Raw genomic sequence first — 12,258 nt, 5'->3', positions numbered from 1 at the left:
TTTACTGCTCAAGGGGCGTGGCTGATCAAGGCTTGATCAGGCGGGCGTCGAGGCTGTTTTGCGCCAGGCGCTTGGCCTGATCCTGGGTCATGCCCAGATGGGTATGCAGCGCGTGGAAGTTCTCGGTAACGTAGCCACCGAAGTACGCCGGGTCATCGGAGTTGACGGTCACTTTCACGCCGCGCTCAAGCATGTCGAGAATGTTGTGCTGACCCATATGATCGAAAACGCAGAGCTTGGTGTTGGACAGCGGGCAGACCGTCAGGGGGATTTGCTCATCGATGATGCGCTGCATCAGGCGCTCGTCCTCGATGGCGCGCACGCCGTGATCGATACGCTGGATTTTCAGCAAATCCAGTGCTTCCCAGATGTACTCCGGCGGACCTTCTTCACCTGCGTGGGCAACGGTCAGGAAGCCTTCACCGCGAGCACGATCAAAAACGCGCTTGAACTTGCTCGGCGGATGGCCCATTTCAGAGCTGTCCAGGCCGACGGCCACGAAGGTGTCGCGGTAGGGCAGGGCCATGTCGAGGGTCTTCTGCGCTTCGTCTTCGCTCAAGTGGCGCAGGAAGCTAAGGATCAGGCCGCTGCCGATACCGAGCTTTTCCTTGCCGTCTTTCAAAGCGCCGGCAATCCCGTTAAGCACGACTTCAAATGGAATGCCGCGGTCGGTGTGGGTCTGGGGGTCGAAAAACGGTTCGGTGTGGATAACGTTCTGCGCCTTGCAGCGCTCCAGGTAAGCCCAGGTCAGGTCGTAGAAATCCTGCTCGGTGCGCAGCACGTCGGCGCCGCGGTAATACAGGTCGAGAAACTCCTGCAGATTGTTGAAGGCATAGGCCTTGCGCAGGGTTTCGACGTCCGCCCAAGGCAGGGCGATCTTGTTGCGCTCAGCCAGAGCGAACAACAGTTCCGGCTCCAGCGAGCCCTCCAGATGCAGGTGCAGTTCTGCCTTGGGCAGGGCGTTCAACCAGTCGTACATGGGCGTTGTCTCGTAAGGTGCAATGGCGGGCATTCTACAGAGTCAGGCGAGCGGGCTGAATAAAACCTGACCGGACGGTTCACCCAGTACATTGGCTCGCATCACTGCAGGTCCGCGCAACGAGAAGCCGCAGTCGCAGGCGTTTCTCGGGGCCTGGATGTTCCGAACACAGTCAGGGTGAAGGCAATTTGACGCGGCGGCGCGACGATGTGTCGCGACCCGCTGCTAACCTGTCTAGAAACCTTTGTTTACATCAACACTCTCAAGCGCTTCAGTAAACTTCACCTCATGGATGTGCGGCCAGGGTCGCAAAGGGCTAAAAGGCAGCGATGGGCACGATTCTCAAGCAGGAAAAGTTTCTTCTACTGGCGGTCATTGCGACCTTTTTCGCGTACTTCTACGAACACCAATTGCTCAGCAACGGCAATACCGTCGCGCTGATCGCGGGCATCGCCCTGGTGGGCTTCATCATCTGCGCCTCGTTGCGAGTGGCTCACCATGCCGAGTTGCTGGCGGAAAAGGTCGGTGATCCCTACGGCACGATGATCCTGACGTTGTCGGCGGTGCTGGTTGAGGTTGTGATTCTGGCGATCATGATGAGCAATGAACCTTCACCCACGCTGGTGCGGGACACGATCTATTCGGCCGTGATGCTCGACATCAACGGGATTCTGGGTCTTGCCGCGTTGATGGGCGGGCTCAAGCACGGTGAACAGTCTTACAACGATGACTCCGCGCGGTCTTACAGCGTGATGATTCTGACTGCCATGGCGGTGTCGATGGTAGTGCCGGAATTCATTCCGGAAGGGAAGTGGAAGCTGTATTCGGCCTTCACCATCGGCGCGATGATCCTGCTTTATGCGCTGTTCCTGCGTATGCAGGTTGGGCCGCACAGTTACTTCTTCAGCTACAGCTACCCGGACAAGAAGCGCCGTAAGGGTGAGGCGGAAGAAACGCACGAGCCAGTCAACTTGACGCGCTCGATTGCCACGCTGGTTTTCGGTGTAGTGGTGATTGGCGCGTTGGCCGAGGTCATGTCTAAAACCGTCGATCTGGGTCTGGAAGGCAGCGGCGCTCCACCGGTGATGACGGCGATTCTGGTGGCGGCCATTTCGGCGGCGCCGGAGATCCTGACCGCGTTGCGAGCCGCGCTGGCCAATCGCATGCAGTCAGTGGTCAACATTGCCCTGGGTGCTTCGCTGTCGACGGTGATCCTGACCGTGCCGGTCATGGAAGGCATGGCCCTTTACAGCGGCCAAGCGTTCCAGATGGCGATGACACCGGTGCAAACAGTGATGATCTTCGTCACTTTGCTGGTCTGCGCCATCAACCTTAACGACGGCGAAACCAATGCCATCGAAGGCATGACGCATTTCGTGCTGTTTGCCACCTTCATCATGCTGTCTCTGATGGGGTTATAGACCAGGTTCGGCTTGAAGCCAGCCGTGGGGGAGTCAGCAGTTTCACTTCCCCACGGCTGTAACAGCGCATCAGCCCCTGATCAATTCCGCAGCAGCCTGCCGATGGTCTGCAATCAACCCCTTCAGATCCAGCCCGTCTATCTGCCCATCAGTCACCCGCCATTTGCCGCCGATCATCACCCGGTCTGCGCGATCAGCGCCGCACAGCAACAGCGCCGAGAGCGGATCATGACTGCCGGAGAAGCGCAACTCGTCCAGCTTGAACAGCGCCAGATCAGCCTGTTTGCCCACGGCCAACTCGCCGATGTCATGCCGGCCCAGCAATTGCGCCGAGCCCTTGGTCGCCCAGCCTAATGCCAGTTCCGGTGTGATCTTTTCCGCCCCGTAACGCAAGCGCTGCAGGTAAAGCGACTGCTTGGCTTCAAGCATCATGTTCGAGGCGTCATTTGACGCAGAACCGTCGACACCCAGACCGATCGGCGCGCCTGCGGCAAGCAGGTCCAGCGTGGGGCAGATGCCTGACGCAAGGCGCATGTTCGAACTCGGGCAATGACAGACCCCGGTGCCCGCCTGGCCGAGGCGAGTGATCTCTTCGCTGTTGAAATGAATACCGTGCGCCAGCCAGGTACGAGGGCCAAGCCAACCGACATTGTCCAGGTAATCAACCGTGCGCAGGCCGAAGCGCTGCAGGCAGAAGTCCTCTTCGTCCAGGGTTTCGGCCAGATGCGTGTGCAGGCGCACGTCGTGCTTCTTCGCCAGGACCGCGCTTTCAGCCATGATCTCGGTTGTCACGGAAAACGGCGAGCACGGCGCCAACGCAATCTGGATCTGCGCGCCGTCACCCCGCTCGTGGTAGGCCTCGATCAACCGCACGCTGTCATCGAGAATCACTTGGCCCTGCTGGACGGTCTGTTGGGGTGGCAGGCCTCCGTCTGCCTCGCCCAGGGTCATCGAACCCCGTGTCAGCATCGCGCGCATACCCAGTTCGCGGACGCTTTCCACCTGGACATCGATGGCGTCTTCCAGCCCCTGCGGAAACAGATAATGATGGTCGGCGGCGGTGGTGCAGCCCGACAGCAGCAACTCGGTCAGGGCGACCTTGCTGGCCAGTGCGAGTTTTTCCGGCGTTAGCCGCGCCCACACCGGATACAGGGTTTTCAGCCAGGGGAACAACGGCTGATTGACCACCGGACCCCAGGCGCGGGTGAGGGTTTGATAGAAGTGATGGTGTGTGTTGATCAGACCGGGCAGCAAGACATGCTCGCGTGCATCGAACACGTGATCGCAAGGCTGTGCAGGCTGTTGCCCCAGCGGGAGCGTCTCAACGATAACCCCGCCTTCGACCACCAGACCGCCGCGAGCATCGAGCTCATTGGCCGTGAAAACGGCAAGGGGATTTTTCAACCAGGTACGGATCGCGGGCATTGGCCGGCTCCTCTGAAAGTGGGTTCAGGTCGCCAGCTCAGTGTTGCCCTGTCTGCTGATCCAGGGTCGCCGCAGCATCGAACGCGCTGCCAGGCGAGCGCGGATTCTAGAGTGTTGTCACTGGATCGGGCAAGTCACGACAGCTCAGGCTGCCGTGACTTGCATCGCAATCACCAGGGAATCGTTTCACCCTTGTAGTTCACGAAGTGATGACCACCTTTTCCTGCAAACCGCTCGAGCTGCTCGACAATTCCGCGCACGCTGGTTTCGACGTCGATGTCGGCGCCTTCACCGCCCATTGCCGTACGAACCCAGCCGGGGTGCATCGATAGCACGGTGGGTTTGTTCTCGCTCAATTGCGTCACGAAGGTGTTGGTCATTGAGTTCAGCGCTGCTTTGCTGGCTTTGTACAACGCCATCTCTGGCGCGTCCGGCATGGTGACGCTGCCGAGCACCGAGCTCATGAACGCGATCACGCCGGTCCCGGGACGGATCTGGTCGACGAAGCGTTTGGCCAGGCGTATTGGCGCGACGGCGTTGGTGAGAAACAGCTGACCCAGTTCGCCGGCGGTGGCGTCGGTGGGGTTGGCATGCATCGGGCCCATCACGCCCGCGTTGACGAACAGCAGGTCATACGTCTGGTCCTTGAGGTTGTGGGTGAGCACTTCGAGGGACGATTGCTCGTCGATGTCCAGTGTCTGCAACTGGACATTCGGCAGGGCTTTCAGCTCGTCGGCCTTCTGGGCATCGCGGACAGTGGCGGTGACTTCCCAGCCCAGTTCGGTCAGACGTTTCACCAGTCCAAGGCCAAGGCCGCGCGAAGCTCCGATGATCAGGGCTGTTTTAGGGGTGGACATTGAGATGACTCCTGTACAAACGAACGAAAAATTACACTCAATCGATGGACATCGCGACGCGGCGGGAATTTTGTTTCCTTAAGCGCTGTGTGCCGCGAGGCGCATAAGTTAGCTGCAGAGGATGACAGAGGCTCACGACATATGTGAGTGGACGTTTCCGATATGAATGTCAGGCTATCAGGACTGCGCACGCTCGAGCCTGCCTGGCGGTACGTCTGTATAAAAACATCCGGCTCCGGCAATGTGCGGTTTACTCGGCAGCCCGCAAAGGCTTGCACGGGTTATCCACAGATTGCTCCACAGGTAATGGAGGTGGCTGTGGTTTGGCGATATAACCCGCTCGAAACGAGCACCGCATCGACATAAATGGCGCTAACGTCCTGTTTTACGGTTGCTTTTACTCATAACGCACTGTTTTGGCTAAAAAGTGATCAAGCGACCCAAAGCCTTATGGATCAAGGCCTGCGGCGGTGTGTGCTCAGCTTGTCCACAGGCGGATGCACAGTAGATGTGGGCAAATGCCACCGGCGATTAAGGTCGTCGCATTTTTTGTAGGACCGGCTTTAGCCGGGAAAGCGTCGATACGTCTGAGGATCGATTACTGCGGCGGCTGCAACACAATCCGTCCGCGACTGATGTCGGACACTTGGCGCTGAAGGGTTCCAATCTGCACGGGCCCTAGAGCGATTGAGAGCGTGACGCCGTTTGCGTTGAAGCGCTCATCCTCCACAAGCCCGTTAAGTTCGGCCACTCGCAGCTTTATCAGCACCAGTTCGCTGAAGCTGCAATCGAATTGCAACGACACGCGATCGATCAGCGGCACACGATCAGCCCGCTGCAAGCATTTATTTGCACCCCCGCCGTAGGCCCTCGCCAGCCCGCCGGTGCCCAGTTGAATCCCGCCATACCAGCGAATGACCAGCACGACGACCCGATCAAAATCCTGAGCATCAATGGCCGCGAGTATCGGCCGCCCAGCCGTGCCGCCCGGTTCGCCATCGTCGTTGCTGCGGTACTGCGCGCCCAGCTTCCAGGCCCAGCAATTGTGCGTAGCGTCGAGATCACTGTGTTGCTCAATAAACGCTTGGGCATCGGCAGCCGTTTCGACGGGCGCGGCGAGGGTAATGAAGCGGCTCTTGCGAATCTCTTCGCGAAACTCGCAGGGGCCGATGAGCGTAAAAGGCATTGAAATTCCAGACTGCGCTTGGGTTTTCAGGCGTTATAAAGCAGGCGTGAGTCCGCATCCTTTTAGGATGATGCGGATCAAGTTATCCCCAGCGGCCTCTATGTCTTGCTTGGTCAGCCGCGAGCGGCCTGTCACCTGACAAATCTGCGTGGCAAAGTCAGCGTAATGCTGAGTGCTGCCCCACAGCAGGAAAATCAGATGCACCGGATCGACCGGGTCCATTTTCCCAGCGTCGATCCACGCCTGGAAAACGGCGGCACGGCCCTGAAACCACTCGCGGTAGTCTTGGCTGAAATACTGGTTCAGGCATTCGCCGCCACTGATGATCTCCATCGCGAAGATGCGCGAAGCTTGTGGCTGGCGACGTGAGAACTCCATCTTTGCGCGTATGTAGTGCGTCAGCGCCTGTGCCGGATCGTCGTTTGCGCTCAGGTTGTTAAAGGTGCTGTCCCACAACTCGATAATGTTGCTCAGCACCGCAATATACAGACCCAGCTTGTTGGTGAAGTAATAGTGCAAGTTGGCTTTGGGCAACCCGGCATTCTGCGCGATGGTGTTCATGCTGGTGCCCTTGAAGCCATGCCGAGCGAATTCGTCCTCGGCCGCCTTGAGGATCGCTTCTTCGTTCTTCTGGCGAATGCGGCTGGCCGGTTTGGTGGCGCTGGGGCGGTGAGCGGGGACTTCGAGGGTCATGTGCGGTTCCAGACGGATCATTGGGTGCGACGCGGTGAACACATAGCGCACCCGCGAGGATCCGACAAGCGTTGCCCTCGTAAATCAGTGCTCAAAGGATTCCGCGGTCTGTTTTTTGGCTTCGCTCGATTCCTTGGCTTCCGGAAGTACCAGGCACATCACGATGGCCGTCAGCCCGCCGCTGGTGATTGCCGAGTCGAACAGGCTCTGCACTAATTGTGGCAAATGATGCAGAAGCGTCGGTTGCGCCGCGATACCCAGTCCTACACCGAAAGAGGTGGCGATGATCAACATGCTACGGCGATCCAGTGGCGCCTGCGCGAGGATCCGCACCCCTGCCGCGGCGACGCTGCCGAACATCACCAATGTCGCGCCGCCAAGCACCGGTTTGGGAATCTGCTGAAGGATCGCACCGATCACCGGGAACAGTCCTAGCAGAAACAGGATCGCTCCGATGTACAGACCCACATACCGGCTGGCGACGCCGGTGAGCTGAATCACACCGTTATTCTGCGCGAAGGTGGTATTCGGGAACGCGCTGAAAGTCGCCGCGATCATGCAACTGACGCCGTCGCCCAATACACCGCCCTTTAGCCGGGCAATGTAGCTGGGGCCCTTGATGGGCTCGCGGGAGAGCATGCAGTTGGCGGTGAGGTCGCCGACGGTTTCGATACTGCTGATCAGATAAATCAGCGCGACTGGCAGGAAAGCGGCCCAGTCGAAGCTGAATCCGAAGCGGAAGGGCACAGGAACGCTGATCAGCGCAACGTCGGCAATGGAGTGAGGCACGAGCTTGCCGCTGAACCAGGCTGCAATGCTGCCGACTGCGAGCCCGATAATAATGGCCGACAGCCGCAACCAGGGCGCGCTCGAGCGGTTGAGTACGATGATCACTGCCAGCACGAAAACGCCGAGGGCCAGATTGACCGGCTCGCCGAAGTCCGGGGCTTTGAAGCCGCCTCCCAGATCAGTCACGCCGACCTTGATCAAGCTGACGCCGATCAGCGTGATGACGATGCCGGTCACCAGTGGCGTGATCACCCGACGCAACTGACCGATGAAACGGCTGAGCACAATCTGCACGACGGCGCCGAAGAAACACACACCGAACACCATGGCCATGATGTCCTCCGGGCTGCCACCGCGCTGCTTGACCATGAAGCCTGCCGACAGCACCGCGCCGAGAAACGCAAAACTGGTACCTTGCAGGCAAATCATGCCGGCGCCGATACCGAACGGCCGGCGCGCCTGAATGAACGTGCCCACCCCCGAGACCATTAGCGCCATGCTGATCAGATAAGGCATGTAAGCACCGAGGCCAAGCGCCGATCCGATAATCAGCGGCGGCGTGATAATGCCCACGAATGCGGCGAGCACATGCTGGATTGCCGCCAGGAGGGCGGGCCCGGGGCGCGGCCGGTCGTTGAGGCCATAAATGAGGTCGTTATTGTCTGGCGCTTCAGGCTGCATGCTGGCTCTCGATTGTGTGTGGGGCTCCTACATTCAGCCTTACTGCAAAAACCTGTCCAACTGATCAGATACCTGTCTGCTGATTCGCCTGATATGCACGGCTATCAAGGGGATACACGTATGTCGGCGCCGTTTGACTGCGCGTCATTGAGGTACCTACGTACTGAAGCGGCTTCATCGTGTGGCAGCCAGACTCTCCAGAAAACTTTCCAGCACCAAATGGGGGCGGCGTCCTTTGCGCGTGACGGTCACAAGGCTCACGTCGTAAAACCGCGCTTTAGGCTTCAGCGCACGCAGCCGCCCCTGCTGCACCCAAAGGCTGGCGTAATGATCAGGCAGATAGCCGATGTAACGCCCCGTCAGAATCAGAAACGCCATGCCTTCCCGGTCCGACGCGCTCGCGGTGCATTTCAGCGCCTGATAGTGGGCCTGGATTTCACTCGGCAGACGAAACGTCGGCGCGATGGTCTCCTGCGCGGACAGTCGATCGTCGCCAAGCAGTGCATCGTCTGCGTAAAACAACGGATGGCCGACCGCGCAATACAGCAGCGAACGCTCGCTATACAGCGGCTGATATTCCAGTCCCGACAAGGCGCTGGCCTGGGGTACGACGCCAACGTGCAAGCTGCCGTCGAGCACACCCTGCTCGACCTCGTTGGGCGCGATCATGCGGATATTGATGTGCACGTCCGGACCACGTTCTTTCAGGTGGGAAAGCGCGTGGGTAATCCGCATATGGGGGAGGGTGACCAGATTGTCCGTCAGCCCGATGTTCAGTTCGCCGCGTAGGTGTCGGTGAAGACCATTCACCTCCGTACGAAAACTTTCGAGGGCGCTCAATAACTGCAGCGATGACTGATAGACCTCGCGGCCTTCCTCCGTAAGCGAAAACCCCGCACGACCTCGTTGGCAAAGACGCAGTCCCAGGCGTTGCTCCAGATCACTCATCTGCTGACTGATGGCGGAGCGACCAATGCCTAGCGCGCTTTCTGCTGCGGAAAAGCCACCGGACTCGACGACGCTGCGAAAGATTCGCAACAGACGGATATCAAAATCGCTGACTTGCGCCAGAGGGTCGTTACGGCGGGTGCTCATAGTTTAGTAACCGGTCAACTGAAGATCGTAAAAGCAGGATTTTCCAGACTTTATGCCCGTGGCACTTTAGCTGCAACCGGCCTGCTCCTGTCCGTACTCCAATCAGGAAATCAGGCCACCCACGCCCAGTGAGGTTAATTGCGATGAATATGCCCGAATCGTCCGACATGTCTCTGGCGAGCCAGCTCAAACTAGATGCCCACTGGATGCCCTATACGGCGAATCGAAACTTCCATCGTGATCCACGGCTGATCGTCGCCGCCGAAGGCAGCTATCTGACAGACGACAAGGGTCGCAAAATTTATGACGGTTTGTCGGGGCTGTGGACCTGTGGGGCAGGGCATACGCGCAAGGAGATCCAGGAAGCGGTTTCCCGCCAGTTGGGTACGCTGGACTACTCGCCAGGATTCCAGTTCGGACACCCGCTGTCCTTCCAGCTGGCTGAAAAGATCACCGATCTGACACCCGGCAAGCTGAATCACGTCTTCTATACCGACTCTGGATCGGAGTGCGCTGACACTGCGGTAAAAATGGTGCGCGCTTACTGGCGTTTGAAAGGCCAGGCGACCAAAACCAAGATGATCGGCCGCGCCCGTGGTTATCACGGCGTGAATATCGCGGGCACCAGCCTGGGTGGCGTCAACGGCAACCGCAAGATGTTCGGGCAATTGATGGACGTCGATCATCTGCCTCATACGCTGCTTGCCAGCAACGCCTATTCACGGGGCATGCCGGAGCAGGGCGGCATTGCGCTGGCCGAGGAAATGCTCAAGCTGATCGAACTGCATGACGCTTCGAACATTGCAGCGGTGATCGTTGAGCCCATGGCAGGTTCTGCGGGGGTGATTGTTCCGCCGCAGGGTTATCTCAAGCGTCTGCGTGAAATCTGTGACCAGCACAACATACTGCTGATTTTCGATGAGGTGATCACTGGCTTCGGGCGTACCGGCTCGATGTTCGGCGCCGACAGCTTCGGCGTGACGCCGGACCTGATGTGCATTGCCAAGCAGATCACCAACGGCGCGATCCCGATGGGGGCAGTCATTGCCAGCACCGAGATCTACCAGACGTTCATGAATCAGCCGACGCCTGAGTACGCCGTGGAATTTCCCCATGGCTACACCTATTCAGCGCATCCGGTCGCCTGCGCCGCCGGCCTTGCCGCGCTGGAGATCATTCAGCGAGAGAACCTGGTGCAGCAAGTGGCTGAAACCGCGCCCCATTTCGAAAGCTCGTTGCACGGTCTGAAGGGCAGCAAAAACGTCATCGACATCCGTAACTACGGGCTCGCAGGCGCCATCCAGATTGCGCCGCGCGACGGCGACGCCATTGTGCGTCCATTCGAGACGGCCATGAAACTATGGAAGGCAGGTTTCTACGTGCGCTACGGCGGCGACACCCTGCAGTTCGGCCCGACCTTCAACAGTAGGCCAGAAGATCTCGACCGCATGTTTGACGCAGTCGGCCAGGCCCTGAATCAAATCGACTGATCCCCTTTGCAGGCTTGCAGGCGCCACTTCGGTAGCGCCTGTGGGCTGATATCTTCCGGAGTTATGCATGAGCACCATCCAACACTTGATACATGGCGAGCGGGTCAGCGAAAACGGCCGTAGCGCCGATGTATTCAACCCTTCGACTGGCAAGGCCATCCGCACTGTACCGCTCGCCAGTCGCGAAACCGTGCAACAGGCGATCGACTCTGCCAAAGCGGCCTTCCCTGCGTGGCGCAATACCCCTCCTGCCAAGCGTGCGCAGGTCATGTTCCGCTTCAAACAGTTGCTGGAACAGAACGAGGCACGTATTGCCCGACTGATCAGCGAAGAGCACGGCAAGACCCTCGAAGACGCGGCGGGAGAACTTAAACGCGGTATCGAGAATGTCGAATACGCCAGTGCCGCGCCTGAAATCCTGAAGGGCGAGTACAGCCGCAACGTCGGGCCGAACATCGATGCGTGGTCTGACTTTCAGCCGCTTGGCGTAGTGGCGGGCATCACCCCGTTCAACTTCCCCGCAATGGTTCCCCTCTGGATGTACCCGTTGGCGATCGCCTGCGGCAACTGTTTCATCCTCAAACCGTCCGAGCGCGATCCAAGCTCAACCTTGCTGATCGCAGAGTTGCTGCATGAAGCCGGATTGCCGATGGGCGTACTTAACGTCGTGCATGGCGACAAGGTAGCGGTTGATGCGTTGATTGAAGCCCCCGAAGTCAAAGCGCTGAGTTTTGTGGGCTCAACCCCGATCGCCGAGTACATCTATAAGGAAGCCACCGCACGCGGCAAGCGGGTACAGGCATTGGGTGGCGCGAAGAACCACGCGGTGCTGATGCCCGACGCGGATCTGGATAACGCCGTGAGCGCATTGATGGGAGCGGCCTATGGTTCGTGCGGCGAGCGCTGCATGGCGATTTCGGTTGCAGTGTGCGTGGGTGACCAGGTCGCCGACGCGCTGGTTGCCAAGCTGGTGCCGCACATCAACGGATTGAAGATCGGCGCCGGGACTTCCAGCGGTCTCGATATGGGCCCCCTGGTCACCGGGCAACATCGCGACAAAGTTACCCGCTATATAGAAGAAGGCGTAGGTGCGGGTGCGAAACTGGTCGTGGACGGTCGTGGGTTAACGGTGCCCGGACACGAAGATGGTTTTTTCCTGGGTGGATGCCTGTTCGACCATGTCACAGCCGAGATGCGCATCTACAAAGAAGAGATATTCGGTCCGGTGCTGTGCATCGTGCGAGTGGATAGCCTCGAACATGCCATGCAGTTGATCAACGACCACGAATACGGCAATGGCACGTGCATCTTCACCCGAGACGGTGAAGCGGCGCGCTTGTTCTGCGACGAGATCGAAGTGGGTATGGTTGGGGTGAACGTTCCGCTGCCTGTACCTGTGGCTTATCACAGCTTTGGCGGCTGGAAGCGGTCACTTTTTGGCGACCTGCATGCTTATGGCCCGGATGGCGTTCGCTTCTATACCCGTCGCAAAGCCATTACACAGCGGTGGCCGCAGCGCGCGAGTCACGAGGCCTCGCAGTTCGCCTTCCCGAGTCTTTAAAGCTTTAGGTGGGCGAGTCCCCAAACTTGCCCACCCCATCAGCTATTTTTGACTGATATGACAGTTTCATTAAATTAGGGG

At 58.9% G+C, this 12,258-nt stretch carries 10 protein-coding genes; 3 read left to right on the top strand and 7 right to left on the bottom strand.

What is annotated here, in order from left to right:
- Positions 1-25: 25 nt before the first annotated feature.
- Complete coding sequence (locus tag L4G42_RS13415; protein WP_065987534.1) at positions 26-979, bottom strand: adenosine deaminase; 954 nt, start codon at positions 977-979, stop codon at positions 26-28.
- 329 nt (positions 980-1,308) lie between these two features.
- On the opposite strand from L4G42_RS13415, the gene L4G42_RS13410 reads away from it, so the two are divergent.
- Complete coding sequence (locus L4G42_RS13410; protein ID WP_192173244.1) at positions 1,309-2,400, top strand: calcium:cation antiporter; 1,092 nt, start codon at positions 1,309-1,311, stop codon at positions 2,398-2,400.
- 69 nt (positions 2,401-2,469) lie between these two features.
- Here the strand turns inward: L4G42_RS13410 and L4G42_RS13405 are convergent, their stop codons facing one another.
- The 6 genes from L4G42_RS13405 to L4G42_RS13380 form a co-directional block, all read right to left on the bottom strand.
- The gene (locus tag L4G42_RS13405; protein WP_237252998.1) at positions 2,470-3,825 is read right to left on the bottom strand and encodes an 8-oxoguanine deaminase; all 1,356 of its coding nucleotides are present in this window, start codon (positions 3,823-3,825) and stop codon (positions 2,470-2,472) included.
- Positions 3,826-3,995: 170 nt separating this feature from the next.
- Positions 3,996-4,682, bottom strand: a complete 687-nt coding sequence (locus tag L4G42_RS13400; protein ID WP_237252999.1) for an SDR family oxidoreductase — start codon at positions 4,680-4,682, stop codon at positions 3,996-3,998.
- 598 nt (positions 4,683-5,280) lie between these two features.
- Positions 5,281-5,868 (bottom strand): IMPACT family protein, encoded by a 588-nt coding sequence (locus L4G42_RS13395; protein ID WP_237253000.1) that lies wholly within the window; start codon positions 5,866-5,868, stop codon positions 5,281-5,283.
- Positions 5,869-5,901: 33 nt separating this feature from the next.
- Positions 5,902-6,561, bottom strand: a complete 660-nt coding sequence (locus L4G42_RS13390) for a TetR/AcrR family transcriptional regulator (RefSeq protein WP_237253001.1) — start codon at positions 6,559-6,561, stop codon at positions 5,902-5,904.
- Positions 6,562-6,645: 84 nt separating this feature from the next.
- Positions 6,646-8,031 (bottom strand): uracil-xanthine permease family protein, encoded by a 1,386-nt coding sequence (locus tag L4G42_RS13385; RefSeq protein WP_237253002.1) that lies wholly within the window; start codon positions 8,029-8,031, stop codon positions 6,646-6,648.
- A gap of 174 nt (positions 8,032-8,205) precedes the next feature.
- Positions 8,206-9,126 carry a LysR family transcriptional regulator gene (locus L4G42_RS13380; RefSeq protein ID WP_237253003.1) on the bottom strand — a complete coding sequence of 307 codons (921 nt, stop codon included), beginning with the start codon at positions 9,124-9,126 and terminating at the stop codon, positions 8,206-8,208.
- Positions 9,127-9,269: 143 nt separating this feature from the next.
- On the opposite strand from L4G42_RS13380, the gene aptA reads away from it, so the two are divergent.
- Positions 9,270-10,616: an omega-aminotransferase AptA gene (gene aptA, locus L4G42_RS13375; protein ID WP_237253004.1), complete on the top strand. Its 1,347-nt coding sequence runs from the start codon at positions 9,270-9,272 to the stop codon at positions 10,614-10,616.
- A 67-nt stretch (positions 10,617-10,683) separates the two neighbouring features.
- Positions 10,684-12,177 (top strand): CoA-acylating methylmalonate-semialdehyde dehydrogenase, encoded by a 1,494-nt coding sequence (locus L4G42_RS13370; protein WP_237253005.1) that lies wholly within the window; start codon positions 10,684-10,686, stop codon positions 12,175-12,177.
- Positions 12,178-12,258 lie beyond the last annotated feature (81 nt).

It is taken from the genome of Pseudomonas petrae (assembly GCF_021728295.1).
In the GTDB taxonomy this organism is placed as follows: Bacteria; Pseudomonadota; Gammaproteobacteria; order Pseudomonadales; family Pseudomonadaceae; genus Aquipseudomonas; species Aquipseudomonas petrae.
Note: the sequence above shows the minus strand (reverse complement) of the source record. Positions and strands in the feature narration are given on the sequence as shown.

Excerpts from the sequence above, each read along its gene's own strand:
- L4G42_RS13415 (WP_065987534.1), bottom strand. The coding sequence starts at position 979 with ATGTACGACTGGTTGAACGCCCTGCCCAAGGCAGAACTGCACCTGCAT.
- L4G42_RS13410 (WP_192173244.1), top strand. The coding sequence starts at position 1,309 with ATGGGCACGATTCTCAAGCAGGAAAAGTTTCTTCTACTGGCGGTCATT.
- L4G42_RS13405 (WP_237252998.1), bottom strand. The coding sequence starts at position 3,825 with ATGCCCGCGATCCGTACCTGGTTGAAAAATCCCCTTGCCGTTTTCACG.
- L4G42_RS13400 (WP_237252999.1), bottom strand. The coding sequence starts at position 4,682 with ATGTCCACCCCTAAAACAGCCCTGATCATCGGAGCTTCGCGCGGCCTT.
- L4G42_RS13395 (WP_237253000.1), bottom strand. The coding sequence starts at position 5,868 with ATGCCTTTTACGCTCATCGGCCCCTGCGAGTTTCGCGAAGAGATTCGC.
- L4G42_RS13390 (WP_237253001.1), bottom strand. The coding sequence starts at position 6,561 with ATGACCCTCGAAGTCCCCGCTCACCGCCCCAGCGCCACCAAACCGGCC.
- L4G42_RS13385 (WP_237253002.1), bottom strand. The coding sequence starts at position 8,031 with ATGCAGCCTGAAGCGCCAGACAATAACGACCTCATTTATGGCCTCAAC.
- L4G42_RS13380 (WP_237253003.1), bottom strand. The coding sequence starts at position 9,126 with ATGAGCACCCGCCGTAACGACCCTCTGGCGCAAGTCAGCGATTTTGAT.
- aptA (WP_237253004.1), top strand. The coding sequence starts at position 9,270 with ATGAATATGCCCGAATCGTCCGACATGTCTCTGGCGAGCCAGCTCAAA.
- L4G42_RS13370 (WP_237253005.1), top strand. The coding sequence starts at position 10,684 with ATGAGCACCATCCAACACTTGATACATGGCGAGCGGGTCAGCGAAAAC.